This window comes from Plantactinospora sonchi (assembly GCF_036422035.1).
Classification (GTDB): domain Bacteria; phylum Actinomycetota; class Actinomycetes; order Mycobacteriales; family Micromonosporaceae; genus Plantactinospora; species Plantactinospora sonchi.
Window position 1 is genome coordinate 45,173 of sequence record NZ_JAZGQK010000008.1, and the last position, 26,025, is coordinate 71,197.

At 72.9% G+C, this 26,025-nt stretch carries 28 protein-coding genes; 8 read left to right on the top strand and 20 right to left on the bottom strand.

Translation table 11 applies throughout. From position 1 onward, the window contains the following. Window positions 1-3 precede the first annotated feature (3 nt). The 4 genes from V1633_RS11545 to add form a co-directional block, all read right to left on the bottom strand. The gene (locus tag V1633_RS11545; protein ID WP_331214247.1) at window positions 4-327 is read right to left on the bottom strand and encodes an antibiotic biosynthesis monooxygenase family protein; all 324 of its coding nucleotides are present in this window, start codon (window positions 325-327) and stop codon (window positions 4-6) included. A gap of 9 nt (window positions 328-336) precedes the next feature. Continuing rightward, window positions 337-1,143, bottom strand: a complete 807-nt coding sequence (locus V1633_RS11550) for an exodeoxyribonuclease III (RefSeq protein WP_331214248.1) — start codon at window positions 1,141-1,143, stop codon at window positions 337-339. Window positions 1,144-1,220: 77 nt separating this feature from the next. Continuing rightward, window positions 1,221-2,141: a proteasome assembly chaperone family protein gene (locus tag V1633_RS11555; RefSeq protein WP_331214249.1), complete on the bottom strand. Its 921-nt coding sequence runs from the start codon at window positions 2,139-2,141 to the stop codon at window positions 1,221-1,223. 3 nt (window positions 2,142-2,144) lie between these two features. Further along, window positions 2,145-3,224, bottom strand: coding sequence for an adenosine deaminase (add, locus tag V1633_RS11560; RefSeq protein ID WP_331214250.1), 1,080 nt, complete (start codon window positions 3,222-3,224; stop codon window positions 2,145-2,147). Window positions 3,225-3,516: 292 nt separating this feature from the next. Between add and V1633_RS11565 the strand changes: the two genes are divergently transcribed. The 3 genes from V1633_RS11565 to V1633_RS11575 all read left to right on the top strand — a co-directional run bounded on the left by V1633_RS11565 (window position 3,517) and on the right by V1633_RS11575 (window position 6,066). Then, window positions 3,517-4,707: a hypothetical protein gene (locus V1633_RS11565; protein ID WP_331214251.1), complete on the top strand. Its 1,191-nt coding sequence runs from the start codon at window positions 3,517-3,519 to the stop codon at window positions 4,705-4,707. A gap of 159 nt (window positions 4,708-4,866) precedes the next feature. Further along, window positions 4,867-5,013: a hypothetical protein gene (locus V1633_RS11570; RefSeq protein ID WP_331214252.1), complete on the top strand. Its 147-nt coding sequence runs from the start codon at window positions 4,867-4,869 to the stop codon at window positions 5,011-5,013. Window positions 5,014-5,406: 393 nt separating this feature from the next. Next, window positions 5,407-6,066, top strand: coding sequence for an EcsC family protein (locus tag V1633_RS11575; protein ID WP_331214275.1), 660 nt, complete (start codon window positions 5,407-5,409; stop codon window positions 6,064-6,066). 93 nt (window positions 6,067-6,159) lie between these two features. Here V1633_RS11575 and V1633_RS11580 read toward each other — a convergent pair whose 3' ends face one another. Both V1633_RS11580 and V1633_RS11585 read right to left on the bottom strand, forming a co-directional pair. Next, complete coding sequence (locus V1633_RS11580) at window positions 6,160-7,023, bottom strand: SGNH/GDSL hydrolase family protein (protein WP_331214253.1); 864 nt, start codon at window positions 7,021-7,023, stop codon at window positions 6,160-6,162. A gap of 115 nt (window positions 7,024-7,138) precedes the next feature. After that, window positions 7,139-7,561 carry a PPOX class F420-dependent oxidoreductase gene (locus V1633_RS11585; RefSeq protein WP_331214254.1) on the bottom strand — a complete coding sequence of 141 codons (423 nt, stop codon included), beginning with the start codon at window positions 7,559-7,561 and terminating at the stop codon, window positions 7,139-7,141. 129 nt (window positions 7,562-7,690) lie between these two features. Here V1633_RS11585 and V1633_RS11590 point away from each other — a divergent pair, with 129 nt between their 5' ends. The 3 genes from V1633_RS11590 to V1633_RS11600 all read left to right on the top strand — a co-directional run bounded on the left by V1633_RS11590 (window position 7,691) and on the right by V1633_RS11600 (window position 10,480). After that, a complete protein-coding gene (locus V1633_RS11590; RefSeq protein ID WP_331214255.1) occupies window positions 7,691-7,960 on the top strand; it encodes a hypothetical protein in 270 nt (89 codons plus the stop codon). A 75-nt stretch (window positions 7,961-8,035) separates the two neighbouring features. Next, window positions 8,036-9,448 carry an NADP-dependent succinic semialdehyde dehydrogenase gene (locus tag V1633_RS11595; protein WP_331214256.1) on the top strand — a complete coding sequence of 471 codons (1,413 nt, stop codon included), beginning with the start codon at window positions 8,036-8,038 and terminating at the stop codon, window positions 9,446-9,448. Window positions 9,449-9,520: 72 nt separating this feature from the next. Continuing rightward, window positions 9,521-10,480 carry a TIGR03885 family FMN-dependent LLM class oxidoreductase gene (locus V1633_RS11600; protein ID WP_331214257.1) on the top strand — a complete coding sequence of 320 codons (960 nt, stop codon included), beginning with the start codon at window positions 9,521-9,523 and terminating at the stop codon, window positions 10,478-10,480. A gap of 215 nt (window positions 10,481-10,695) precedes the next feature. Here V1633_RS11600 and V1633_RS11605 read toward each other — a convergent pair whose 3' ends face one another. After that, window positions 10,696-11,226 (bottom strand): GNAT family N-acetyltransferase, encoded by a 531-nt coding sequence (locus V1633_RS11605; protein ID WP_331214258.1) that lies wholly within the window; start codon window positions 11,224-11,226, stop codon window positions 10,696-10,698. A 95-nt stretch (window positions 11,227-11,321) separates the two neighbouring features. Between V1633_RS11605 and V1633_RS11610 the strand changes: the two genes are divergently transcribed. After that, complete coding sequence (locus tag V1633_RS11610; RefSeq protein ID WP_331214259.1) at window positions 11,322-12,746, top strand: Nramp family divalent metal transporter; 1,425 nt, start codon at window positions 11,322-11,324, stop codon at window positions 12,744-12,746. A 91-nt stretch (window positions 12,747-12,837) separates the two neighbouring features. On the opposite strand, the gene V1633_RS11615 is transcribed toward V1633_RS11610, so the two are convergent. Next, window positions 12,838-15,924: a glycoside hydrolase family 9 protein gene (locus tag V1633_RS11615; RefSeq protein WP_331214260.1), complete on the bottom strand. Its 3,087-nt coding sequence runs from the start codon at window positions 15,922-15,924 to the stop codon at window positions 12,838-12,840. Window positions 15,925-16,362: 438 nt separating this feature from the next. On the opposite strand from V1633_RS11615, the gene V1633_RS11620 reads away from it, so the two are divergent. Then, on the top strand, window positions 16,363-17,088 hold the full coding sequence (locus tag V1633_RS11620) for a PP2C family protein-serine/threonine phosphatase (protein ID WP_331214261.1): 726 nt from the start codon (window positions 16,363-16,365) through the stop codon (window positions 17,086-17,088). Window positions 17,089-17,189: 101 nt separating this feature from the next. Here V1633_RS11620 and hrpB read toward each other — a convergent pair whose 3' ends face one another. The 12 genes from hrpB to V1633_RS11680 all read right to left on the bottom strand — a co-directional run. Then, a complete protein-coding gene (hrpB, locus tag V1633_RS11625; RefSeq protein WP_331214262.1) occupies window positions 17,190-19,736 on the bottom strand; it encodes an ATP-dependent helicase HrpB in 2,547 nt (848 codons plus the stop codon). A gap of 93 nt (window positions 19,737-19,829) precedes the next feature. Further along, window positions 19,830-20,150, bottom strand: a complete 321-nt coding sequence (locus tag V1633_RS11630) for a gas vesicle protein K (RefSeq protein ID WP_331214263.1) — start codon at window positions 20,148-20,150, stop codon at window positions 19,830-19,832. After that, the gene (locus tag V1633_RS11635; RefSeq protein WP_331214264.1) at window positions 20,147-20,350 is read right to left on the bottom strand and encodes a gas vesicle protein; all 204 of its coding nucleotides are present in this window, start codon (window positions 20,348-20,350) and stop codon (window positions 20,147-20,149) included. The genes V1633_RS11630 and V1633_RS11635 overlap by 4 nt, the downstream gene beginning before the upstream one ends. Continuing rightward, window positions 20,347-21,171, bottom strand: coding sequence for a GvpL/GvpF family gas vesicle protein (locus V1633_RS11640; RefSeq protein WP_331214265.1), 825 nt, complete (start codon window positions 21,169-21,171; stop codon window positions 20,347-20,349). Before V1633_RS11640 ends, V1633_RS11635 begins: the two co-directional genes overlap by 4 nt. After that, a complete protein-coding gene (locus tag V1633_RS37145) occupies window positions 21,168-21,479 on the bottom strand; it encodes a gas vesicle protein (protein WP_331214266.1) in 312 nt (103 codons plus the stop codon). Before V1633_RS37145 ends, V1633_RS11640 begins: the two co-directional genes overlap by 4 nt. A gap of 5 nt (window positions 21,480-21,484) precedes the next feature. Further along, window positions 21,485-22,003 carry a gas vesicle protein GvpO gene (gvpO, locus tag V1633_RS11650; protein ID WP_331214267.1) on the bottom strand — a complete coding sequence of 173 codons (519 nt, stop codon included), beginning with the start codon at window positions 22,001-22,003 and terminating at the stop codon, window positions 21,485-21,487. A gap of 67 nt (window positions 22,004-22,070) precedes the next feature. Then, window positions 22,071-22,286: a gas vesicle protein GvpG gene (locus V1633_RS11655; protein WP_331214268.1), complete on the bottom strand. Its 216-nt coding sequence runs from the start codon at window positions 22,284-22,286 to the stop codon at window positions 22,071-22,073. Window positions 22,287-22,293: 7 nt separating this feature from the next. Continuing rightward, window positions 22,294-23,091: a GvpL/GvpF family gas vesicle protein gene (locus V1633_RS11660; RefSeq protein WP_331214269.1), complete on the bottom strand. Its 798-nt coding sequence runs from the start codon at window positions 23,089-23,091 to the stop codon at window positions 22,294-22,296. Between the two features lies 1 nt (window position 23,092). Next, window positions 23,093-23,467: a gas vesicle protein GvpJ gene (gene gvpJ / locus V1633_RS37150; RefSeq protein WP_331214270.1), complete on the bottom strand. Its 375-nt coding sequence runs from the start codon at window positions 23,465-23,467 to the stop codon at window positions 23,093-23,095. Next, complete coding sequence (locus V1633_RS11670; RefSeq protein ID WP_331214271.1) at window positions 23,464-24,471, bottom strand: SRPBCC family protein; 1,008 nt, start codon at window positions 24,469-24,471, stop codon at window positions 23,464-23,466. Before V1633_RS11670 ends, gvpJ begins: the two co-directional genes overlap by 4 nt. A gap of 5 nt (window positions 24,472-24,476) precedes the next feature. Next, window positions 24,477-25,313: a hypothetical protein gene (locus V1633_RS11675; protein ID WP_331214272.1), complete on the bottom strand. Its 837-nt coding sequence runs from the start codon at window positions 25,311-25,313 to the stop codon at window positions 24,477-24,479. A gap of 585 nt (window positions 25,314-25,898) precedes the next feature. Continuing rightward, window positions 25,899-26,025 (bottom strand): sigma factor-like helix-turn-helix DNA-binding protein (locus V1633_RS11680; protein ID WP_331214276.1); only part of this gene is annotated, 127 nt, incomplete at its 5' end.

The following is a 26,025-nucleotide window of genomic DNA, read 5'->3' on the forward strand; positions in this document are numbered from 1 at the left end:
CAGCTACCCGGTCGGCCCGGCCTGCTGCACCACCTCGAACTCCAGCAGGGTGGCCCCGGTGGCGACCGGTTTCGGTCGTTCGCCCTCGGCTCCGGTACGCGCGTGCGCCTCCCGGGCCGGTCCGGCCGCCCACGCCTGGTAGGCCTCCTCGTTCTCCCACCTCGTGTACACGAAGTACCGGGATTCGCCGCCCACCGGCCGGAGCAGTTCAAAACCCAGGAACCCGGGCGCGTTCTCGACCGCGCCCTGTCGGGCGGCGAACCGGCGTTCCAGGTCGGCGCCGGCACCGGGCGGCACCTCGATCGCGTTGATCTTCACCACTGCCATGGCTCCACCTTACGGTTGTCCGGCGGCGGCCGGACCGGACCCGAGGTCCGCGTCCACCACGATCGGGGCGTGGTCCGAGGGACCCTTGCCCTTGCGGGCCTCCCGGTCGACGTACGCCGAGCGGACCGTGCCGGCAAAGGACTCCGTGGCGTACACCAGGTCGATCCGCATGCCCTTGTTCTGGTGGAACATCCCGGCGCGGTAGTCCCAGTAGGTGAACGGGTGCGGCCCCTTCATCGGCGTCGGTACCACGTCGACCAGGCCCAGGGCCCGAAAATCGGCCAGGGCCTGCCGTTCGGGCGGTGTCACGTGGGTCGAGCCGACGAACAGCGTCGGATCCCACACGTCCGCGTCGGTCGGCGCGACGTTGTAGTCGCCGCAGACCGCCAGGGGACGCCCGGTCCGCACCTCGACGGCGAGCGCGTCGCGTAGCACCGACAGCCAGGCCAGCTTGTACTCGTAGTGCGGCGAGTCCGGGGTGCGGCCGTTGGGCACGTAGATCGACCAGACCCGCAGACCGGCGCAGGTCGCCGAGATCGCCCTCGCCTCCGGTTCCGGGAACCCGGGTTCGTCGGCGAACCCCACCGTCACGTCCGCCAGCCCGACCCGGGACAGGATCGCCACCCCGTTCCACCGGCCGTCGCTGTGGCTGGCCACCGTGTAGCCCAGCTCACCGACCTCGGGAACCGGAAAAGCCCCGTCCGGGCACTTGGTCTCCTGCAGGCAGACGACATCGGGCCGGGTGTCGGCGAGCCAGCCGAGCAGCCGGGGCAGCCGGGCCTTGACCGAGTTGACGTTCCAGGTAGCCAGACGCATACGCCCAGCCTGCCGGATGGCCCGGCGGTACGCGCGTCGGACACCCGGCCCGAGGGCGTGTCGGCCGGTGCGGTGGTTCAGGTGCCGGGTGTCTCCCCGGGGCGTCCGTGCTCGGCGAGGAAGCGTTCCAGTTCGGCGCCGAGTTCGTCGGCGGTGGGCAACGGGCCGGAGGGGTTGGCGAGCAGGTTGGGACCGGTCCGGCCCCGGGTGAACGCGTCGTACTGCTCCTCCAGGGCGCGTACCAGCGAGGCGGCCTCGTCGGTCTGGGTCACCTGCTGGTCGATCTCGACGCGTACCGCCTCGGCGGCCGACCGGAGCTGGTCGGTCGGAAGCAGCAGGCCGGTCGCCCGGGAGATGGAGGTCAGCAGGACCTCGGCCGCCCCGGGGTACTCGGACTGCGCCACGTAGTGCGGTACGTGCACCGCGAACCCGGCCGCGTCCCGCCCGCGCTGCCCGAGGCGGAACTCCAGCAGGTTGCCGGCACCACCCGGAACCTGGATGCGCTGCAGCCAGGACTCGTAACCGATGATCAGCTCCGGTCGGGTGGCGTGCGCGGTCACCCCGGTCGGGCGGGTGTGCGGTACCGCCATCGGAATCGCGTTGAGCCCCACGGTGAGCCGTACGCCCAGGCGCTCGATCAGCCCGGTCAGCGCCGTGATGAACCGTTCCCACTGGAAGTCGGGCTCCGGGCCGGAGAGCATCAGGAACGGCGTACCCGCGTCGTCGTGGAGCAGGTGCAGCTCCAGTTTCGGTTGCTCGTAGTGCTCCCAGTGGTCCTCAACGAAGATCATCGTCGGGCGGCGGGAGCGGTAGTCGAGCAACTGGTCGACGTCGAAGGTCGCGATCGTCCGGCAGTCGAGCGTCGACATCAGGTGTTCCCGGGCGAGCCGGGTCGCGTTCCCGGCGTCGACGAAGCCGGAAAGCGCCTGAATCAGCACCGGCTGCCCCAGTTCGGGCAGATCGTCGGCGAGTTGGTAGAGCTCGTTCGGATCGAGCACCGGTCAGGACCTCCTCAACGGGGTACGCCGGGACGCGTTCGTGTCGAACGGCGCCCCGATGTAGCAAACGCTGCCGCTATCTTGGTCCATTCCGCCGAGCCATCCGGCGACGCCCGCCCGCATCGTGGTCTTGACCGCCGGGGGAGCGGCAGAGGCGTCGATGGAGCCGGTGGCGAGCGCCGCCAGCTCGGCGTCGGTGCAGCCCAGCACGTCCCGGGCCAGCAGGTACTGGTCGAGCAGGCCGGTGCCGAACAGCAGCGGGTCGTCGGTGCCCAACGCCACCGGCACGCCGGCCGTCAGCAGGGCACGCAGCGGTGTCGAGGCCAGGTCGGCGGTGACCCCGAACGGCGGGTATGAGCTGGGGCACACCTCGAGCGCCACCCCGCGGGCGGCCAGCAGGTCGAGGGTCGCCGGGTCGGCGGTGGCGGTGAGTCCGTGACCGACCCGGTGCGCACCGAGCAGGGTCACGCAGTCCCGGACGTGCCAGGCGCCCTCGTAGAAGCCGCCGTGCGGCACCGCGAGCAGCCCGGCCCCGGTCGCGACCCGGAACGCCGGGACGAAGTCGGCGATCCGGCCCCGTCGCTCGTCGTTGGAGAGCCCGAAGCCGACGACGCCACGGTCGGCGTACCGGGCGGCGAGCCGGGCCACCCGGAGTGCCTGGTCCGGCGGTCCGGCCCAACTCGCGGCCAGCACCACCCCGGTACGGCCACCGGCGGCTCCGGCGAGGACCGCCTCCACCACCGGTTCCAGCCCGCCGAGCCGGGCGGCGTACGTCGTCGGGTCAACCTGGATCTCCAGCCAGCCGCCCCCGTCGACGGCGGTGTCCGCGACGGCTTCGGCAACCACCCGACCGAGGTCGTCGGCGGTACGCAGCGCCGCCCGGGCCAGGTCGTAGCGGCTCTGGAACGCCGACCAGCCGTGCACGGCGCCGGTCGGCAGCGGATCGGGCACCGGCAACCCGTAGCGGTCCGTCAGCTCGGCGAGGGTGCCCGGGCGCATCGAACCGGTGAGGTGCAGGTGCAGGTTCGCCTTGGGGAGGCGGCGGAGATCGGGTCGGGCCCGGCCGCCGGTGACCTGGGTCATGACCCACAGTCTCACGCTCCGGCTCCGAACGGGATCGGGTGGTGGGCCGGTCGGCCATGGGCCGGATCGGCCGATCGGTGGAGTGGTTTCCGATCACCGTCGGTGCCGAACGATGGGCGGTAACTAGGCAATTGAGACGCATCGAGTGCTGAGCCTGACTTGCCATGTTTGTCCGGGTTGACCATTGCCGTTCACGCCTGCCGACCGCTGACCGGTTACTCAGTCACCAGATGTGGCCAGGGCCACTCGGTCACTGCCCGTAGTTGGCATTTCGCCTGCCTAGCCTCGTCGGATGCGTGACGACGACCTTCCTGAGTTCGAGAACGACGCCGTACGGCGCACTGTCCGATCGGATGATGTCCCCTCGTCCGTACCGTCCAACGGGTTGGCGGAGACCGGCCGACCGGGCCGGGCCACGCCGTGGGCGGTGGTCCTGGGCGTCCTGGCCTGGCTGGGCAGTGCCGCCGGACGCGGCCGGGCCCTGCTCGGTCCACCGGCCCGGCGCGGCCTCGACCCGCTGCGGGCGGCGGCCCGGCCCGGAGCGGCCCGGCTCCGCGCGGCGGTGATCCGGGTACGCGCCCACGCGCCACGACTGCGGCGCGCAGCCGCGGCGCTGCTGGCCTGGGCACGACGCTGGGCCACCTTCCGCACCTGCGAGGCCCTGGTACGTCGTTGGGCGGCCCCGGCGGCGGTGCACGCTCGGCGGTTCGGCGCCCGGACGGCCGTCCTCGCGGCCCGGGCGGGTCTGGGACAGCGGCGCGGCGGCCACCCGGCCTGGTACGCGGCGGCGGCCGGTGTGCTCTGCTGCCTCGGCCTGGTGGCCGCCGTCACCAGTGGCGCCGGGTCGGCGGATCCGACGGCGGATCCGACCGCCGCGACCGCGCCGAACCCGGACGACCGGGTCGCGCTCTCCCGGCCGGACCAGTCGAACGGCGGTGCGGCGGCCGGCGGCAAGGCGGAGAAGCGGGCCGGTACCGGTGCCGGTTCGGCGACGCCGGAGGCCGACGACCCGGGTCAGTCGCCGCCGCTGGTCGACTCGGGGCCGGTGGCCGGCCTGACCCAGGTCCAGATGGACAACGCGCGGGCGATCGTCCGGACCGGACGGGACATGGGCATGCCGCGCCGCGCGCTGGTCATCGGGGTGGCCACCGCGATGCAGGAGAGCAACCTGCTCAACCGGGCCAGCGAGGTGGTGCCGGAGTCCAAGCGGTACCCGCACCAGGGGACCGGCTGGGACCACGACTCCGTCGGACTGTTCCAGCAGCGCAGCAGCAGCGGCTGGGGCCCGGTGAACCGGCTGATGGACCCGGCGTACGCCACGGCGCGGTTCTTCGAGGCGCTTCGGCGGGTACCCGGTTGGCAGCGGATGCGGCTCACCGAGGCGGCCCAGGCGGTGCAGGTCTCCGCCTATCCGGAGCACTACGCCAAGCACGAGGGCAACGCGACCGAGGTGGTCGACGCGCTGGTGCCCAGGCTCCACTAGAGATCCGACAGGGTGTCCCGACGCGTACCCGGTGGCCGAGGGGCGGTGCCTTGTCCCGACGCGCCATGATGGAACTCCGTGACCCGGATCGGCGCTGATCGGTGTGGCGGGACCCGGGATCGGGTAAACCTGGGGCACGACCACCACAGGAGGACCAAGATGGCGTCGCTGATGCACCGGATCCAGATGTTCCTCAGATCGCCCCAGGGGCGGCAGTTCATCGCCCGCGGGCAGCGCGAGATGGCCAAGCCCGCCAACAGGCAGCGGTTGCAACGGATCGTCGGCCGGCTTCGCGGCCGACGCTGAGCCGAACCCGTCCCGCTGTCCGCCTCCGAACCTCGTCCCCATCCCACGCATTCGGAGTGTCTCTTGACGGAGTCCGCACCGTTCCCCGCCGATGACGACGCCAACCTGTCGACGGAGGTGACGACGCCGCAGTCAGCCGCCGGGCGGGCCGCCCCACCCGAGGCTGCCCGGGTCACCCCGCCGCCGGCCACCGGCCGGGCGACCCCGCCGGTGCCGCCTCCCGACGCTGGCGGAGCCGCCGCGTCGGGACCCAGCTCCGGTCCGGGCGTCGCCCCGGTCGGTGGCTCGGTGGGCGCCTCGGCGCCGGCCGGCCCGTCGGGCCGGCTGGCCACGGCTGCCGAGGTGGGGCCGGACGGCCTTCCGGTGGAGCCGGAGGACACGGATGCCTCGGCGATGCCGCCGGGCGGGCTCTGGGACCGGATGAAGGCGGACCCGCAGTACGCCCCGGAGCATCTCGCGCTGGAGGCGGTCCGCCGACTCGGCCCGCAGGCCCGGGACTGGGTCGAACGGATTCGGACCTGGTACCCGCAGCTCTCCCCGGACGAGATCGCGCAGCTCGCGATCCGGAAGTTCGTGATCCGGGCCCGGCTCTCCGGGGCCATCTCCGGGGCGGCCGGTCTGCCCGGCGCGGTGGCCGACGTCGGCGTGCTGGCCTGGACCCAGGCCCGGATGGTGCTGCACGTCGCCGCCGCGTACGGCCATGATCCGACGCACCCGGACCGGGCGACCGACCTGCTGGTCCTGCAGCGTGTCCACAAGATCGCCCAGACGGCGCGGCTGGCACTCGGCGTGGCGGCCGGCCACGAGCGGGCCGGTGCCCTGCTGGGCCGGTCGAACACACCGATGCGGCAGGCGATGCTGAAGCTGGGGCTGAAACTGGCCCAGATGGCGGGGATCCGGGCTGCGAAGCGGCTTTTCGCCAAGGCCGTGCCGGGTGCCGCGATCATCCTCGGCACCTGGGCGAACTCGTCGGCCACCACGGATCTGGCGGCCCGCACCCAGGAGCTCTACCGGCCCCGGGCCATCATGCCGCCGCCCCCGCTGACCCGGTGAGACAGCCGCCGCCCCGCCGACCGGGTACGGCCGTGGTCGCCCGGCCGGCTCGGGACCGACCCGGTCGCTCGGTCGGCCCGTCGGGCCAGTCGCTCAGTCGGCTCGCCGGGCCAGGCCCGACGCCCGCCACGCCACCTCGGCCAGCTTGTTCTGGCCGTCCACATTGGGGTGGAAGTAGTCCAACCGGTTGACCATGTCCAGGCTGAACCGCACCCGGTGCACCGCCCCGCCGTCGTAGCGGCAGCGTGACCCGTACGCCCGGCAGGCGGCGGAGAGTTCCTTGTTGTAGGCGTCGATCCGGGCCCGGAACGTCGAACGCCGGGTCCGGTCGGCCTCCGCCGTCGACGTCGGATTCGCCAACAGGGCGGGGCAGATCCGGTTGCCCCAGGCCCGGACCGCCCGACTGTCGCCGTGCCCGATCTCCCACAGCCGGTACAGGTCCGGAATGCTGACCACCAGAATCTGGGCCCGGGGGCGGCCCTCCTTCACCACCCGCAGTGCCCGGTCGAGACCCGCCCGGAAGGTCTCGACCTCCGTCATGTCCTCGATCCGGCTCCGGCAGGCGTCGTTCGCGCCGATCAGCACCGTCACGTAGTCGGCCTTGCGTCGTACCGCGTCGGCCGCCTGGTCGGCCAGGCCGCCCACCCGGGCCCCGCCCGACGCCTCGTTGCGGGCGTTGCCACGGATCGCGGGGTTGGCCTCCAACAGGCGTCGGTAGAGACTGTCCACCCGGCTCGAACTTCCGGTGGCCCAGGAGTTGCGCTGGCAGGCGGCCAGGGTCAGGCAGGAGCCGAAACCGGCGGTGATCGAGTCGCCGAGGGCGGCCATCGAGCTCGGCAGCCCGGGGCGGGGCGAACCGGGTGGGGCAGGGGGTTGACCTCCCTCGGCTCCGCCCTCGCAGGCCAGGGCGAGAGCGGCGAGGACGGCGGTGACAGTGGCGGTCCATCGACTGGCCAATGCTTCTCCCCGGACAAGCGGAGCGGAAAGAAATCGCCTCGTCACTCTACGGGGTGTCGGAGTCGGCCAGGAACCCTCGCACCGCCACTGTCGGGCCGCCGACAGGCGTCGTCGATCAGCGCCGGGGCGCCGGCTGGCCGCCGGTGACCGCCACGAAGACCTGCGGCCGGATGGTGACGACGACCCGGACCGGGGCGTCCTTGATGTCGTACACGTTGTCGTAACGCTCCTGCAGTGACCGGTAGAACGAAGCCTGCGCGTCGTCGTCCTCGACCTTCTCCACCACGCCCCGGACCTCCAGGAACCGGTACGGGTCGTCCGGGTCGGTGATCGACAGGGCCACCCGGGGATCACGCTGGAGGTTGCGGAACTTCTGCCGGGTCCTGGTGTGGGTCATCCTGATCCGCTCGCCGTCCCAGTCGAACCACATCACGTTGCTCTGCGGCGCGCCGTCCGGGCGCAGGGTGGCCAGGTTGGCGAAGAGCGGACGGGTCAGCAGGTCGGCGTGGCTCTCTGGCGGCACATGCTCAGCTGTCATTCCTCTTTCCTACCCGCCAGCCGGCCGGGCATCCAGCAGGGTGGGCGGCGGGTCGTCACCGCCCGCCGTCCCGCGCGCCCGGCGAGGGCGGGCAGGTTAACGGAGCCGGGTAACGGGTAGTTCGCCGAAATGGCCACGAGATCGCAGCCCCGCGGGCGAAAAGGGACGGTCGGGCACGCCTACAGCGCACTGAACCTACGCCTACTGCTGGCCTCCTTCGGCCTGGTGGTCTGCGTGGTGCTGGGGGTGCTGGCGTTACGGGCCGACCTCCTGGTGCTGGCGGTGATCCTCTTCGTGCTCGCCGCGGTGGCCGTGGTCGACCTGGTGGTGGTGCAGCGCCGCCGGGCCGCGCGGCGGCGGGAGGAACCTCCGGGCACCCGCCATTCGATGTTCGAGTGATCCACACGGTGGCCGCGCCCCGGGTCGGCGTCCGGCGCGGCCGCCCTTCCCGCCGACCACAGGGGGTACGACGTCATGTCGATCGCCACCATCGACCCGACCAACGGGCAGGTGCTCAAGACCTTCGACGAGATGACCGATCAGCAGCTGGAGGCCGCGCTCACCCGGGCGGCGGACGGCTTCGCGCGGCTGCGTACCACGGGTTTCGCCGAGCGGGCCAGGTGGATGACCGCGGCGGCGGACCTGCTCGACGCCGAGCGCGACGACGTGGCCCGGACGATGACGACGGAGATGGGCAAGACGTACGCGTCGGCAAAGGCCGAGGTGGTCAAGTGCGCCGCCGCCTGCCGCTACTACGCCGCGCACGCCGAGGGTTTCCTCGCCGACGAGCCGGCGGACGCGGCGGCGGTCGGCGCCACCCGGGCGTACGGCCGGTACCAGCCGATGGGACCGGTGCTTGCGGTGATGCCGTGGAACTTCCCGCTCTGGCAGGTCATGCGGTTCGCCGCGCCGGCGCTGATGGCCGGCAACGTCGGCCTGCTCAAGCACGCCTCCAACGTGCCGCAGACCGCCCTCTACCTGGACGAGTTGTTCCGGCGCGCGGGCTTCCCGGCCGGCGCCTTCCAGACCCTGCTGATCGGATCCGCACAGGTCGACCGGGTGCTCGCCGACCCCCGGGTCCGGGCCGCCACGCTGACCGGCAGTGAGGGCGCCGGACGGTCGATCGGGGCCAGCGCCGGCAGGTACCTGAAGAAGACCGTCCTCGAACTGGGCGGCAGCGACCCGTTCGTGGTGATGCCCTCCGCCGACGTCGAACAGGCCGCCGAGGTCGCCACCGTCGCCCGCTGCCAGAACAACGGCCAGTCCTGCATCGCCGCCAAGCGGTTCATCGTGCACGCCGACGTCTACGACGCGTTCGCCGACGCGTTCGTGGCCCGGATGGCGGCGTTGACCGTCGGCGACCCGATGGCGGACGGGACCGACATCGGCCCGCTGGCCACCGAACGCGGCCGCGCCGAGGTCGAGGAGCAGGTGCGGGACGCCGCCGACAAGGGAGCCAGTGTGCTCTGCGGCGGGCAGCGCCCCGACCGGGCCGGCTGGTGGTACCCGCCGACCGTGGTCGCCGACCTCACCCCGGAGATGCGGATGTACGCCGAGGAGGTCTTCGGACCGGTGGCGGGACTCTACCGGGTCTCCTCGTACGAGGAGGCGATCGCGCTGGCCAACGGCACCAACTACGGGCTGGGCTCGAACGCCTGGACCCGGGACCCGGCGGAACAGGAGCGGTTCGTCGCCGACCTCGACGCCGGACTCGTCTTCATCAACGGGATGACCACCTCCTATCCGGAACTGCCGTTCGGCGGGGTACGCAACTCCGGCTACGGCCGGGAACTCTCCGCCCAGGGCATCCGGGAGTTCTGCGACCTGAAGGCGGTCTGGATCGGCGAGGGAAGCGCCGGCGCCGGTGCCGGCTCGCACAGCGAGTGACCCGCTCGCCGGATCCTTCCCGGGTGGCCGCCCGGTATTGACGAGGGCGCGGACTGGGTACGGATGACCGCCATGACGGTCTTCGGTATCCACGCGTCCCACGAACAGATCCATCCCGCCGCGCTGCTCCGGGCCGTCGTACGGGCCGAGGAGGCGGGTTTCGACGCGGCCATGTCGTCGGACCACTTCTCGCCGTGGAGCGCCCGGCAGGGGCACTCCGGCTTCGCCTGGTCCTGGCTCGGCGCCGCGTTGCAGGCGACGTCGCTGCCGCTCGGGGTGGTGAACGCGCCCGGCCAGCGGTACCACCCGGCGATCATCGCGCAGGCGGTCGGCACCCTCGCCGCGATGTATCCGGGCCGGTTCTGGGCGGCGCTCGGCACCGGCGAGGCGAGCAACGAGCACATCACCGGGGACGGTTGGCCGCGCAAGGAGGTCCGGACCGCCCGGCTGCGGGAGTGCGTCGACGTGATCCGGGCACTGCTGGCCGGCGAGGAGGTCAGCCACGACGGGCTGGTCACCGTGGACCGGGCCCGGCTCTGGACCCGGCCGGAGCAGTCACCCCCGCTGGTCGGAGCGGCCGTCTCGGAGGCGACCGCACGGTGGTGCGCCGAGTGGGCGGACGGGCTCATCACGGTCAACGCCCCGGTCGACCGACTGCGTCGGATGATCGACGCGTACCGGGAGGCCGGTGGGCGTGGACGGCTGTGTCTCCAGGTCCACCTGAGCTGGGCGGCCACCGAGGGGGAGGCGGCGCGGATCGCGTACGAACAGTGGCGCAGCAACGTCTTCGCCCCGCCGGTCTGCTGGGACCTGGAGACGGCCGAACACTTCGACGCGGTCTCCGCGAACGTGCCGGCGGAGCAGGTCGCCGAGGTGGTGAACATCTCCGCCGACCTGGGTCGGCAGGCGGCCTGGCTGCGGGAGTACGTCGAACTCGGCTTCGACGAGATCTACCTGCACCACGTCGGCCAGGAACAGGACGCCTTCGTGGACACGTTCGGCGCCAAGGTCCTGCCGGAGCTGCGTCGCTGACGCCCGCTCAGAGCCGGCGGGCCGCCGCGCACAGGTCGTGGACCTCGTCGTCGGAGCGGATCCGCGGCCGCAGTCGACCTTTCCGGCCGAACCGGAGGGACCGGTACGAGACGATTCTCCGCTCCTGGCGTCCGATCCCGACGGCGTCATGTCATCCGGCCGGCTCGGCGGCCCGACCGGAGCCGGAGCCGCCATGGTCACGACCGGGTCCGGCGTCAGCTCAACCGGCGCTCCAGCAGCTGACCGGGCCAGCGTCGGTCCGGCAGCTGGACCGTGAAGGGCGCGGTCCTGGTGAAGCCCTGGCTCTCGTAGTAGCGGATCAGCGCGCCGTCGCCGCCCGCGTAGCAGTCGACCCGGAGCAGGTCGAGGCCGCGTTCCCGGGCGAGCCGCTCGGCGTACGCGAGCAGTCCGGCGCCGATCCGACGCCCGGCGTGGGCCCGGTGGGTGACCAGCAGGTTCACGTACAGTTCGGGCTCGTCCGCCGGAGGGACGTGCGGCACGGCCCCGCCGACCACCAGCGCGCCGACCGGGGTGCCGGCCAATTCGGCAAGGTACAGCTCGCCGTCCGCGGCCCAGCGGCGCACCTGGGCGAGCCGGCGCGGGTTGGTCGAATGCGGCGCGCTGCCCCACTGGTCGACCCGGCCCCGGGCGACCAGCCACCGGGTCGCCCCGTCGAGCAGGGCGAGCACCGCCGGGACGTCTCCGGGCCCACCCGACCGCACCGTCAACTCGTCGTCGCTCCCCACGCCGTCCATGGTGACAGAACCGGATTCACCATCGTCACCGCAGGGAAACAGGTCAGGAGCGCAGCCCTCCGCACCCCCCGTCCGAGGAGGCCACGATGTCGCCGACCGCCGCCGACCGCTTTCCCACCAGACATCTGCCCGGGGTCACCGTCCGGGAACTGCCGCCACCGCCCGGCTCCGCGTGGCGGATCACCGGACCCGGGGTGATCGCCGCCGGGGTGGGGCTGGCGTCGGGTGAGTTCATCCTCTTCCCGTACATCGCCTCGCAGGTGGGGCTGGTCTTCCTCTGGGCCGCCGCCGTCGGCATCGTCACCCAGTGGTTCCTCAACATGGAGATCGAGCGGTACACCCTGGCCACCGGGGAGACCGCGCTGACCGGGTTCTCCCGTTTCTGGCGCCACTGGGGACTGGTCTTCGCCGTCATGGTCTACTTCGCCAACCTCTGGCCCGGATGGGCGTCCAGCTCGGCGACCATGGTGACGTACCTGTTCGGCGGGAACGCCACCTGGATCGCGGTCGGCATGCTGCTGGTGATCGGCGCGGTGCTCACCCTGGCGCCGGTGGTCTACACCGCCCTCGAACGGGTCGAGTTCGTCAAGGTCGGGCTGGTGCTGCTCTTCATCGTGGTGGCCGTGCTCTTCGCCATCTCGGCGCGGGCCTGGGGTGAACTGCCCCGGGCGGTGACCGCGCCGGAGTTCCCCACCGAGCTGGGCTTCGCGCTGATGCTCTCCGCGCTGGTCTTCGCCGGGGCCGGCGGCGGCCAGAACCTGGTGCAGTCCAACTGGATCCGGGACAAGGGCTTCGGCATGGGCCGGTACGTGCCACGTCTGGTCAGCCCGGTCACCGGGCGGGAGGAGGCGGCCCCGGACGGCGCGGGCTTCGTCTTCGAACCGACCGAGGAGAACCTGGGCCGCTGGCGGCGCTGGTGGCGGCTGGCCAACCAGGAGCAGCTGGTCACGTTCATGCTGATCTCGTTCGTCACCATCGTGCTGACCTCGCTGCTCGCCTACTCCACCGTGTACGGCGTACCGGGGCTGGCCAACAGCGTCTCGTTCCTGCGGGTGGAGGGCGAGCGGCTGCAGGAACTGGTGGGCCCCTGGTTCGGCATCCTGTTCTGGGCCGTCGGGGCGCTCTCCCTCTTCGCCGCCGCGATGGGCATCGTCGACTACACCAGTCGGCTCGCCGCCGACGTGATCAAGACGTCGTACCTGCCCCGGCTCTCGGAGAGCCGGATCTACTTCGCACTGGTCTGGGGGCTGGTGGCGCTGGGCTGTGTGATCCTGCTGGCCGGGCTCGACCAGCCGTTGCTGCTGCTGGTCATCTCCGCCTGCGTGGGCGGCCTGATGATGTTCGTCTACTCGATCCTGCTGCTGGTGCTCAACCGCCGGGTGCTGCCGGAGCAGATCCGGCCGCGCGGCTACCGCGTCGCCGCGCTGATCTGGGCGGTGCTGCTGTTCGGCGTCTTCTCCGCGCTGACCCTGTGGCAGCAGGGCGAGCGACTGCTCGACTCCCTACGCTGAGGTGCAAGGAAGGGCCCCATCCTATCGTTTCCGGTATAGGAAGGGGCCCCTCCTAACCGCCCGGGGCGGGCCTGGGCGGGTGGCGCCAGACCTAGCGGCAGGCGGCCCCGTTGACGGTGAAGAGACCGGGGTCGGGATTCGCCCCGCCGGACGTGGTGGCGTTGAAGCCGAACATCACACTGCCGCCCGGCATGATCCGCGAGTTGTACGACTCGCCCGTCGCCGTCACCGTCGCGCCGGACTGGGTCACCTTCGCCATCCACGCCTCCCGGACCTTCTGGTCACCGGTGAACGCGAAGCGCAGCGACCAGCCGCTGATCGGTGTCGTACCGGTGTTGCGGATGGTCGCCTGACCGGTGAAGCCGCCGCCCTCGGCCCAGGTGCCGTAGTTGACGTACGTCACCTGGCAGCTCGTACCGTTGCCGGCGGGCTGGGTGGCGGCGCCCTGGTCGGCGAGGAACGAGGCGATCCAGGCCAGGGCCGAGTTCCAGTTGATCGCCACCTCGTTCGTCGCGTACGAGGCGATGTCGTCGACGTAGCAGAACATCGGGGCACAGCCCGTCAGCAGTTCCTCCGCGAACGGATCGTCCAGGCTGGCGTTCGCGCCACCGGCGATCGACCCGGCCGGCGGGTTCGGCAGCGACTCGTCGTACTGGTTGCCGAAGATCCGGCTGTGCTGGTTCTCCGACGCCTTCTCGCCCCAGCCGGTGACGTACGACTGGTTCAGCGCGTTGCGGCCGAAGATGTAGTCCATCCCCTGCACCGCGCCGTCCCGGTACTTCACGTCGCCGGTCAGGTCGAACGCGGTCGCGAGCACCACCGCGTTGTTGATGATGTTGCTGTTCGCGCCCCAGAAGTACGCGCCCGGTTCGCCCGGCATCGGCAGCCCGTACGCCTGGCCGCGCAGGACCGCCAGGTACGCGTCGGCGGCGGCGACCACCGAGGCCCGGATCCGGTCCCGTTCGGCGGCCGGCAGCGCGCTCGGCACGGTGGCCAGGTCGAGCCGGCCGAGTGCCGCCGTGCTGCCCCAGCCGAAGCCGTGCGAGCCGAAGACCTCGTCGTCGGTGTGGTGCGGCGACGCGGTCAGGTCGGCCAGGTAGGACGCCCCGCCGGTGGTCAGGTAGAGCTCGGCGGCGGCCCAGTAGAACTCGTCGGTGACGTTGCCGTCGCTGTACGAGCCGCCGCCGTTGCCGTCCAGCGGATCGGCGTACCGGGTCGGGTTCGCCTTGGCCGCCGCGTACGCGGTGGTGGCCGCGGTGCGGCACCGGTTCGCGAACGTCGCGTCGTACGGGGCGTAGAGGCGGGCGCACTGGGCGGCGGTGGCGGCCAGGTTCAGCGTGGCGGCGGTCGACGGCGGGTGCAGTTCCCGCTGCTCGGGGTCGTCCTCCGGCTGCAGCGGCAGCCCGGTCCAGTTCCGGTCGTGGATCTTGTGGTGGGCCATCCCGGCCAGCGGTCGCCCGGCCGGCACCTGCATCCGGAGCAGGAACTCCAACTCCCAGCGGGCCTCGTCGAGGATGTCCGGCACGTTGTTGCCGCGCTCCGGCACCCGCAGGGTGTTGTCGCCGAGCGCGGTGCCGCCGCCGGCACTGGGCGCGGTCTTGGTCCGCTCGAAGGCGTTCAGCAGCTGGTAGGTGGCGATGCCGCCGTTGACGACGTACTTGCCGTGGTCGCCGGCGTCGTACCAGCCGCCGCGTACGTCCAGGCGGTAGTCGCAAACGCCGGGCTGGCACGGTACGTCGGTGTCACCCCGGTTCGGGGCGACGCCGAGGTGGCCGGCCGGGCGGGCGTACTCCTCGCCGACCAGGTCACCGTCGATCGCGATGCCGCTGCGCTGGATGTAGAAGAACTGCAGCGAGTCGGAGCGGAGCTGCTTCCACACGTCGGCGGAGATGTCGAACGGGTGGCTGGTCTCGCCGTCGGCGGTCAGCGTGTAGCCGCTGCCCGGGGTGCGGTAGCCGGAGAAGTCGACGCTGTGCACGTTCTGCGCCGACGCCGGGTCGACGCCGCGCGGGGTGGTCTGTCCGCTGGCCACCACCGCGCCGGCGGCGGAGCGCAACTCCCAGGCGAGCGCCTCGGTCGCCTCGGTGACGACGGTGGCGTTCTTCGGCCCGGCCGGCAGGTAGCCGACCTGGTTGACCCGGACCCGGGGGCCGGTGTCCGGCGTGTACGGCGGCTCCTCCTCGCCGCCGCGCAGCGAGACGTTGTCGACGCAGAGGGTGTACGCCTCGGCGTTGCCGCCGACCTGGAAGGCGACCTGACCGAGTTCGGTGTCCTCGGTGGCGGTGAAGCTGCGCTCGATGTGCTGGACCTCGCCGGTCAACGCGACGTCCTCGGCGAAGTACGAGGTGTAGGGGTCGGCGCCGAGCTGGGCCGCCACCCGTACCGTCGCGCCGGGCTCGGCGGAGGCGTCGAAGGAGAGCACGTAGGTCTCGCCGGCGACCAGTGCGACGTCGTTCTGCCCGACGCCGCCGTCCCACGGGTTCGCCAGTCCGCCGGGCACGGCAGAGCAGAGCCGGCCGTCGACGACCTCGGTCGAGGTGGTTCCGTAGGAGTACCAGCCGGAGGTGCCGTCGGCGAAGTCGCCGTTGGAGATCTGCTCGGCACCGCCCGGCGGCGGGTCGGTGGGGGCGTCGCTGCTCAACGAGACGTCGTCGAGGCAGAACGTGTACGCCTCGGCGGCACCGCCGAGTTGGAAGGTGAGGGTGCCGTCGGTCGAGTCGAGGTTGCCGGGGAACTCGTACCCGAACTCCCCGCCCTCGGGGGTCAGGCTCACCTCCCGGGAGAACACGGTGGTGTACGGCGCCTCGTTCAGCTGCACGTTGGTCCGGACGGTGACCGGTACGTCGGCCGAGGCGCGGAAGCTCAGCGTGTAGTTGGCGCCGTCGGCGAGCGGGATGGCGTTGTGGCCGAGGCTGGCGTCCCAGGGGTTCGCCAGTCCGCCCGGCACCTCGGCGCAGAGCTGGCCGTCGACGAGGGAGAGCGGGACGTTCTCGGTGGACCACCACGGTGCGGTGCTGTCGGTGAAGGTGCCGTTCACGATGTGCTCGGTCGACGCGAGCGACCGGTCCGGTTCGGCGTACGCGGGAGCGCCGCCGCCGAGCAGCAGGGCTGTCGCGGCGAGCAGGACGAGGGGGCGCCGGCTGGCGGGCCGGCGGTGGCGGTGGCGGGTTCGGATCACAGGAGTCCTTCCGGTGGCGGTACGCCGGACACCGGACGCTCCGCACGGATCCGGCTGAGCCGGTGACCGGCGCGCGGGAGCGGCCGATGGTCGCGGCGCGGTGGGCGGAATACCTGGCCTGGTGCTTGGGGGTGCGCGGGTGCGGGACGGGGGCGGTGCGGGACTGCCTGACGGGGCGGGGGTGGGGGACCCGGTGGCGGAGCGGGCTCCTGGGAGCGCTCCCAATATCGGTCCCGATGTTGCCAGCCCATTACCGACGTGTCAATCGACCACGCTGGATGAGAAGGGTCGGGGCGAGGGTGTCGAAGCGGCCCGCCGGCCAGGCCCGGCGCGCGACCCGTATGGCCTGCGGTGACGGACAGTGAAATTCCGCCGTGCGCCGGCCAGTCGGTGATCTACTACAAGCATTCCGGCCGTCTTTTTGGCAGGCTGCCTGCCATGAGCCTGAAGCTACGATCCGTGGCGCTGAGCCATCGCGGTCTGATCCGGGGGGCGAACCAGGATTCGGTGCACGCCGGCCCCTGGCTGCTCGCCGTCGCCGACGGCATGGGTGGGATGGCCGCCGGTGACCTGGCCAGCACGATCGCCATCGAGGCGATCCGCCCCCTCGACGTGGAGACCCCGGAGGAGGGGTTGGTCGCCGCGTTCCAGGGCGCCGTCGACGTGGCCAGTGCCGGCATCCGCGCGGCGGTGGTCGAGGACCAGGAGCGGCAGGGCATGGGCACCACCCTGACCGCGCTCCTGCTCGCCCGCACCGGGAGCTGCCTCGCGCTGGCCCACGTCGGAGACTCCCGCGCGTACCTGCTGCGTGGCGGCACCATGACCCAGCTGACCAGGGACGACACCTTCGTCCAGATGCTGGTTGACGAGGGGGTCATCAGCCCGGACGAGGCGCAGAGCCATCCTCGACGGGCCGTGGTGACCCGGGCGCTCCAGGGGGAACCGGTCACCCCCTCCTACACGACGCTGGTCCCGCAGGAGGGCGACCGCTGGCTGCTCTGCAGCGACGGACTGTCCAACGTGGTCCGGGCGGACAGCCTCGCCGAGGCGCTGCTCGGCCACTCCGACCCGGCGGCCTGCGCGCAACGGCTGGTCGACCTCGCCCTGCGGGCGGGCGGACCGGACAACATCACCGTGGTGGTCGCCGACGTCGTCGACAGCTGACCGCCCCGCCGGACACCCAGCGGTCGGACCCCGCCGGGTGGTCCGCCGGCCCGGCGGCGACCCGGCGCCGCCGGGCCGTGACGGGACCGCGAGGCACCTGCTCAGCGGTTCCGGGGCCGGAGCTGCCGGGTGGGGGCGGCCTCGGTCGGGTCCGCCGGCCAGGGATGCCGGGGATAGCGCCCCCGCAACTCCGCCCGCACCTGCGGATAGCCGGTCCGCCAGAACGAGCCGAGATCCCCGGTCACCGCCACCGGCCGGCCGGCCGGCGAGAGCAGGTGGAGCAGGACCGGCACCCGCCCGTCGGCGATCCGGGGCACCTCCCGCCAGCCGAAGGTCTCCTGGAGCTTGACCGCCAGCACCGGCGAGGCCGGATCCGTGTAGTCCACCCGGTACCGTGACCCGCTCGGCACCGGGAGCCGCTCCGGGGCCACCTCGTCGAGCCGGGCGGCCTGGGGCCACGGCACCAGCCGCCGGAGCGCCGAAGCGACGTCGATCCGGGCGAGGTCGGCGCGACGGCGCGCGGTGACCAGTTCCGGCCCGAGCCACGCGTCGGCCCCGGCCAACAGTGCCGCGTCGGTCACCTCGGGCCAGGGCGGGCCGAGGGCGTACCGGCAGAACGCCAACCGCTCCCGCAGCCCACGCGCCGCCGGGGTCCAGGTCAGCAGCGAGAGTCCCACCCGGCGCAGCCCGTCGAGCAGCGCCGCCGTCACGGCGGCGGGATCGGGCCGGGCCAGCGGCCGGTCCACCAGGACGATCGCGCCGAGCCGGGTCACGTCCCGGGCCAGCACCGCGCCGTCCTCGTCCGACCAGGCGATCTCCCGATCCTCCCGGAGCAGCGCGGCGCCGGCCTCCCGTGCCGTCGCCTCGTCGATCACCGCGGCCTGCCGGACCAGCGCCCCCCGTCGGCCGGGGGCCCGGTCGGCGACGGCGATCGCCAACCACTGCGTGCCGGCCAGCCCGGAGCCGGGCGCCAGGTCCGCGGCGGTGCCACCGGCCATCAGGTACGTCGTCCCGCCCGGCTGCCGGACCCGGGCCAGCCGTTCCGGGTACGCCAGCCCGACGAGCAGCCCGGCGGCCAGATCGTCCGGAGGTCCGGAGCCGGTCGCGTCCGGGTCGACGCCGACCGCGGCGGTCGCCGGGAGCGGCTCGTCCAGGGCGGCCCGCAGCCGGCGCGCCTCGGCCCGCCAGCGGCCTGACGCCGGGTCCGAACCGGCGCGGAGTCGTCGCCAGACGGCCACCAGGTCGTCACCACCCGACGCCGCCTCGGAGAGCACCGCGACCACCTCGGCCGCCCGCCGGGCCCCCAGCCCACGGGCGCCGTCCAGCAGTGCCCGCGCCAGCCTCGGATGTGTGCCGATCGCGGCGATGGCCCGACCCCGCGCGGTGGCCCGACCGTCCGGCCCCACCGCGCCGAGCGCGTCGAGGGTCTCCCGGGCCACCCGCATCGCCGCCGTCGGCGGCTGGTCCGGCAGCGCGAGACCGGTCCCGTCCGGGTGGCCCCAGCAGGCGAGCTGCAGGGCGAAACCGGTGAGGTCGGCGACCGCGATCTCCGGTTCGGGGTACGCCGGCAGCCGCTCGTGGTCCGTCTCCGCCCAGCAGCGGTACACCCGCCCCGGACCCTGCCGCCCGGCCCGGCCGGCCCGCTGCGTCGCCGCGGCCCGGGACACCGGCACCGTCACCAGCGCGCCCAGCCCCCGCGCCAGGTCGGTACGGGCGACCCGGCTCAGGCCGGCGTCGACCACCACCCGTACCCCGGGAACGGTCAGGCTCGTCTCGGCGACGGCGGTGGCCAGGACGACCCGTCGCCGCCCCGTCGTCGGGCGCAACGCGGTGTCCTGCTCGGTGCCGGACTGCCGGCCGTGCAGCGTGACCACCTCGACGTCGCCGCGCACCGGTGCCAACCGTCCCGCGACGCCGGCGATCTCGCCCGCGCCGGGCAGGAAGACCAGCAGGTCACCCTCCTGCTCGTCGAGTGCACGACGGACCGTGGCCGCCACGTGGTCGAGCAGCCGGGGATCGACCCGGAGTCCGTGCGGTGGATCCACCGGACGCGGCGGTGGCGCCCACACCACGTCCACCGGGTGGGTACGCCCCTCGGCCCGCAGCACCGGCGCCGGGCCGGACGCCCCGCCGAGCAGCGCGGCGAGCCGTTCCTCGTGCGCGGTCGCGGACATCGCCAGCAACGCCAGCTCGGGGCGCAGCGCGGCCCGTACCTCGATCGCGAAGGCCAGCGCGAGATCGGAGTCGAGCTGCCGCTCGTGGCACTCGTCGAGCAGTACGGCGCCGGTGCCGGCCAGCTCTGGGTCGTGCTGCAGGCGCCGTACCAGCAGCCCGGTGGTGACCACCTCGATCCGGGTCCGCGCACCGATGCGCCGCTCGCCCCGGACCGCGTACCCGACGGTCTCGCCGACCCGTTCACCGAGCAGGTCCGCCATCCGGCGGGCGGCTGCCCGGGCCGCCACCCGCCGGGGCTGGGCTATCACCACCCGCCCCTCGACCCGGTCGGCCAGGGCCAGCGGGACCAGGGTGGTCTTGCCGGTGCCGGGCGGCGCGACCAGGACGGCGGCACCGGATTCGCGTACCGCGTCGGCCAGCGCGGGAAGGACCTGCCGGACCGGCAGGTCGGGCAGGGGATCGGGGAGCGGCACCAGGTCAGTGTGGCACCGGCCCGGCGGCGGGCACCCTTCGGTGACCTCCGGCGGTACGTCCGACCGCGCCGGCCGGTCCCGGGTCTCGCCGGTTCAGTCCCGGGGCAGCAGCGGACCCAGCGGGCCGAGATCCAGGTTGAGGTCCTCCGGCGTCAGGCCGAAATGCTCCCGGAGTTCGACCATCTGCCGGTCCAGCGCCATCAGCGTGACCCCGACCCGTTCGACCTGCTCCTCGGTGAGATCACCCTGGTCGATCCGGCGGAGCGCCTGTCGCTCCATCAGCTGGCGGAGCAGCTCGACGATGGTGAGGACCAGCGCGGCCAGCCCGCGTTCCACCCCGACCCGGTCCACCTCGATCCGGTCCGTCCCGACCTGACGGCCCGGCCCGTCACCCCGGCCGTCGGAGCCGCTCATCGCGGCACACCCGACGGGGACGGGGCCGGACGTACCGACGAGAGCAGCGCCCGTAGCGAGATCTGCACGAGGTCCACGTCGGCGATGGAGAGCACCAGCTCGCCGCTGACCACCACCCCGGCGGCCAGCACCCGGTCGAGCAGGTCGACCAGGGCGATCTGGCGGTAGTCGGCCGTACCGGAAACGGCTGCTCCGGTCATCGCGCCACCGCCCGCTCCGAACCGCCACCGGTCGGCTCTTCGGCCAGGGCGGCGAACGAGTACGGCGGCCACGGGCCGGTCAACTCCAGCCGCAGGTTCGGATGGGTCGCGCCCAGCCGCCCGACCAGGTCACCGAACTCCGTCGCCCGTTCGGAGGCGACCAGGTACGCGCCGTTGAGCATCATCTGCTCCGCCACCCCGCTCAGGGCACGCTCCTGCGGCCGGTGTTGTCGGGCGGCCTCGGCGTGCCGGGCCAGTACGGCGTGGACCGCCGCCGCGTCGCGTACCGCTGCTTCCTGCGCGGCCTCGCTCGCCTGCAGAGCCGCCCGCCGACGCCGGAGGTAGTCGGCGCCGGCCCCGGCACCGGGCAGACCTCCGCCGGCAGCCCCGCCCTCGGTGGCCGGTACGGCCGGCCGGTCGCTGACGTACCCCTTCACACCCCACTCGGCCCGGCCGACCACCTGGTCCAGGGCCACCGCGAGTTCGGTCCGGCGTTCGGTGAGTACGGCCCGGACAGCCGCCTCGTCCCGGTACACGGTGGCGAGCCGGACCGGGACCACCGGTCCGAGGCGCCAGACCTCCTCGGTCACCCGGTGGTGGGCCCGGGCCGTCGGCTCCAGCCAGGCCAGGTCGCTCAGGTTCCGCCGCAGCGTCTCCGTGTCGTACCGGTCGGGGTCGACCCGGCCGGTGACCGCGACCAGCCCGGCGGCCACGACGGTGTCCACCGGTGTGCCGTCGACCCCGCTCAGTCCGGCCAGCCGGTCGACCGGAAGCGGTTCGCGGGCCAGCGCGTAGACCCAGATGGCGGGTGACCGGGTCATCGGGGTCCCTCCGGTCCCGGCTCGATCCGGTCGGTGCGCGTCCCCTCCGGTGCCGGCTCCACCGGTGTCCGGGCCCGTCCGGTCAGGAAGGAGTCGTGTTCCCACCAGTCGATCCCCATCTCCCGGGCGGTGTCCACCGAGGCGACTACCAGACGCAGTTTGATGGTGAGCAGCTCGATGTCGAGCAGGTTCACCCGGATGTCGCCGGCGATCACCACCCCGCGGTCCAGGACCCGTTCCAGTACGTCGGCCAGGCTGCCCGGACCCGCGGCGGCGGGTGGTGGCACGGCGGGTTGCCGCATCGTCATACCGCTCACCCCCGCTCGTCCCGGCTGTCGCCGCGACCGCGCGGGTACCGACGGGTCCGTCGGTACCCGAGCAGCTCGCCACGGTCGTCGAGGTCCGTCTGGTAGACCGCGAGGATGTCCGCCGAGGACGGAATCCGGCGGTCCTCGACCACCTCGACGCCGATCGTCCAGCCATGCTCGGACCGGTGCAGCGAGGTGACCCCGGTGACCGTCTTGCCGGTCAGTTCGGCGATGTGTCGCAGTCCGTTGCGGGCCGCGACCTGCGCCGGCAGCCCGACGTACCGGTCGTCGTCCTCATCCGTGCCGTGGTCGGGGTCTCCGTCGGTGTCGTCCGCCGGCTCCGTGTCGCGCTCGTCGAACTCGTCGTCGAGGTCGTGGTCTCCGATGCCGGACTCCTCGTCGAACTCGTCGGCTCCGCCACCGCGCTCGTCGAGGTACCGGTCGTGGCGGTGGTCGACGTGGCCCGGTCGCACCCGGTCCCGACGTCGCCCACCCCGCTCGCGGTTGTGCTCACCGCTGGGCATGTCGCCTCCTCTCGTCATGTCGGCCGTCCCCTGTCGGCCGCTCGTCACGTCGGTCGACCACTGCTGTTCACCCGATCAGGCGATCGAGGATCCGCTGCTGTGCGTCGGCGAGTTCGGCGGGGGAGAGTTCGCCCACGGCGGCGGCGTGTTCGAGTTCCTCCAGCTGCCGCTGGATCTGCACCGGGTCGTGGAGCTCCCGCTCCGCCTGGGTCTGCAGCACCCGCGCCAGTGCGGTCAGGCCACGGAGCGGACTCAGCGGCACGGCCAACAGCAGGTTCAGCATCCGACCCTCACCCCGCCCTGTCCGGGCCGCTGAAGTCCCAGGCGGCGGCCGGTCCGACCAGGCGTACCGTCGCCCACTCGCGCCACTCGTCGGCCAGCTCGGCCAGCGCCGCCTCGAAGTCCGCGCGGCGGGACCGGTCCACCAGGAAGGCGACCCGGGCGGCCTCCTGCTCGTGCCGGGGCGGTTGCGGAACGTACGCCAGGACGTACGGGGCGAGGGTGTCGACGAGCCGCCCGGTGTCGGAGGCCCGCCGGTGCTCCACCGCCCCGTGGACGATCTCGCCGAGCCGGATCCGCGCTTCGAGTGCCGCGTCCGCCGGCTGTCCGCGGAGGCGTTCGTACAGGTCGGCGGCCTCCGGCTGCTCGGCGAGGATGCCGGACAGCAGGGGGCGTTCCGCGTACCGGGCGTGGACCACGTACTCGACCCGACCGTCCAGGTCCGCCAACGCGGCACGGTACTCGTCGTGCCGCGCGGCGAGCGCTTCGCCGACCGCCTCCCGGTTGGCCAGCACCGTACCGAACCGGACCGGCAGTACCGGTACTCCGGCGGTCACCGCGATCGCGTCCAGCAGTCGCCGGTACGCCAGCAGGTCCTCGGGGCGGCCGAGTCGTACGTCCAGCGGCACCTCGCTGACCAGGGCCGCGACGTCGCCGTGGCGGACCAGCGCCACCGGACCGACCGGCTCGTCCAACCCGTCGGCGTACCCGTCGACGAGTTCCACGTCGCCGGGAACCAGTCCGTACAGGAGCGCGCCGCTGTCCGGCTCGACCGTCGCCGTGGCGCCGCCTCTGCTCCTACCCTGCATCTCAGTCCTCCTCTCCGCGTCGGCGCCGCGGCTGCCGTACGCGGTCCCGCCCGGTACCGCCGGCCAACTCGCCGAGCGCGTCCCCGGCCTTCTCCAACAGTCCGGCCTTCGGCCCGGAGACGAGGTCGGGCAGCCCCTTGTCCTTCGTCGCCGACAGGTCGAGGCGGTTGGTGGCCTCGGCGAACCGCAGGTACGTGTCGACGCTGGCCACCACGATCCGGGCATCGACGGTCAGCAGCCGGATGCCGACCAGGCTGACGGCCAGGTGGGCGTCGATCACCACGCCCTTGTCGAGGATCATCCCCACCACCTCGGCCAGGTCGGACCCGCTGCCGTGGCCCGCCGTCCCACCGGCGCTGGTCGGTACGACCGTCATCGCTGCCCCCCTCCGGCTCGCGCCGACGAACCGGTGCGCGAACGCGAGTCGCCCTGCTCGCCCTTCGGCCCGGCGGTCCGGGAGCGGCCGGTGTCCCCGGACCGTCCGGTGTCAGCGGAGCGGCTCGTGTCCCGGGACCGTCCGGTGTCAGCGGAGCGGCTGGTGTCCTGGGACCGTCCGCTGTCGGCGGAGCGGCTGGTGTTCCGGGACCGTCCGCTGTCGGCGGGCCGCCGCTCGGACCGTTCGGGGTCCCGGGTGACCTCACCGCCGTGGATCTCACCGCGCCAGCCGGTGGCCTGGTCCGGGTCCAGGATCGTCCGCGTCATCACGTGCCGGGCGAAGTGTTTGAGTTCGAGTCGGGCCCGCCGTCCCTGCGCCCGCCAGAGGTTTCCCGTCCGCTCGAACAGCCCCTGTGGGTGGTACTCGAGGACCAGCAGGATCCGGGTCAGTTCGGGGCCGATCTCGTGGAACGTCACCGCCCCGTCCACGGAGCCCTTGGCGCCGTCGGACCGCCAGACGATCCGTCGGTCGGGCACCTGCTCGACGACCGTCGAATGCCACTCCCGGTGTGACCAGAGGATGCGGGCCTTCCAGGTCGACTCGGTGTCGGAGGTCCGCGTCACGCTCTCGACCTTCTTCATGAAACTGGGAAAGTCGTCGAACCGGGTCCACTGGTCGTACGCGATCCGCGCCGGGACGCCCACGTCGACGCTCTCCACGATGTTGGTCACCCGGGGTCCGCTCCGGGCGTTACCCCGGCCACGCCGCCCCAGCGCCGCCGCGACCTTGCCGCCGACGGCGGCGAGCGCGGTGGTTGCCAGCCCGGGATGGGCGCCGCCCTCGGCGTACCTGGTCAGCCGATCCGTGGTGCCGCCGATCCGATGGGTCAGCGTGGCAGCGGCCCGCTGCCCGGCGGCGGTCGCCAGGTCCCGCAGCGCGTCGCCCAGTTGGGCGGACGGACGCGGCGGAGGAGTGTCGGTGGAAGTCTGCGCTGCTGTGGCCATCGGGCTCACCTCGTTCCCCGTCGACGTACCGGGGCGGCCTTGGCCGGTGGTTGGCGTCGCGTGGGCCGCTGGCTCGGGCCTGCCCGCCCGGACCTGCCGGCGACCGGCTCGTCGTCGGTGTCCCCGTCGTCGGCCTCGTCGTCGTCGTCAAGGTCTCCGTCGTCGGTGTCCGCGTCGTCGTCAACCTCCCCGTCGTCGGCCTCGTCGTCGTCAAGGTCCTCGCGGTCCTGGACCTCGTCGTCGGGCGAGACGTCCTGGTCGTCGTAGTCGTCCTCCGCCTCGTCCCAGTCGTCCGCCTCCGGCTCGTTCCGGTCGCGCCCGTCCACCGCCGGCTCGTTCCGGTCGCGCCCGTCCACCGCCGGCTCGTTCCGGCCGCGCGTGTTCCGGTCGGACCGGCTCTGTCCGCCGGCGTTCCGGCCGCGTGTGCTCCGGTCGGACCGGCTCTGTCCGCCGGCGTTCCTGCCGCGCGTGTTCCGGTCGGCCTCCTCCCCGCTGCCCTCGTCCTGGCGGTTCTCGTCCGGCTCCGCCGGGCGCGGGGTGCGGAGACGATCCGCCCGTTGCCGGAGGTCGTTGCTGACCGACTCCACATGTCGGGTCACCGCGCTGCTGGCGGCCGCCCGTGTCGCCTTGACGAGGGGACCACCGAGATCTCTGACCGGGTTCCAGTCAGCGGCCCCGCCGACCGCCTTCGCGCCGCGGCGTACCAGTCCCGGCCAGTCGCCACTGAACCGGCCGGCGGCCACCGCGCTGCCCAGCAGGAGCGCAAGCCGGAGCCTCCGACGACGGCCGACGAGGTAACTCGCCCCTGCCACCAGCGCCAACTGAGTCGCTCGATTGGTCATCGCGCCTTCTCCCTTCTTCGATCTCGCGGACGCGCCTTCCTCGTTCCACGCCGACCGGTTGTCGGCGGGACAGGGAAAGCGCGGATCAATCGCGAGTTCTTTCTCGTCCAGCCCTGGCCCCTACCCACGGGGTGGCCGGAGAAAAACGAATTCGGCAAAGGCTGTGAAGTAGACCACTTGAATTTCAGCGCAATTCCAAAATGGATCGGTGCGATCCCGATGATTGATCCGCGAGGGATGATTTACCTGGTCGGGCACGGGTGGATCGAGATTGGCAGTGACGGTGACGAACCGCTCATCCTTGCTGGATCCGGACGGGAGGGCGGATTTGACAAACATCTTTCATCGTCGCGGCACCCGCCGTCGAGGGCGAGAAGAAGCGGAAACAATTGCGCCCGGCCTGGTGGCCGGGCGCAGGATCGGGATCAGTTGGCGCGGAATGGCGAGGACGTCGACCCGGGCTGGCGCCCGTCCGGTCCGGTCCGAGGGGCGACGCCTCCGGGACAACGGGAAGGCCCGGGTGGGGTGCCGACGCCCTTGGCACCCCACCCGGGCCTTCTGCCCCCGGGGGACGAACAGTAGTGGTCAGTACGTGTCGGCGAGTTGGGTGCGGAGTTTGGTGAGGGCGCGGGTGAGGAGGCGGCTGATGTGCATCTGGGAGACGCCGATCTGTTCGGCGATCTGGGATTGGGTGAGGTTGCCGTAGAAGCGG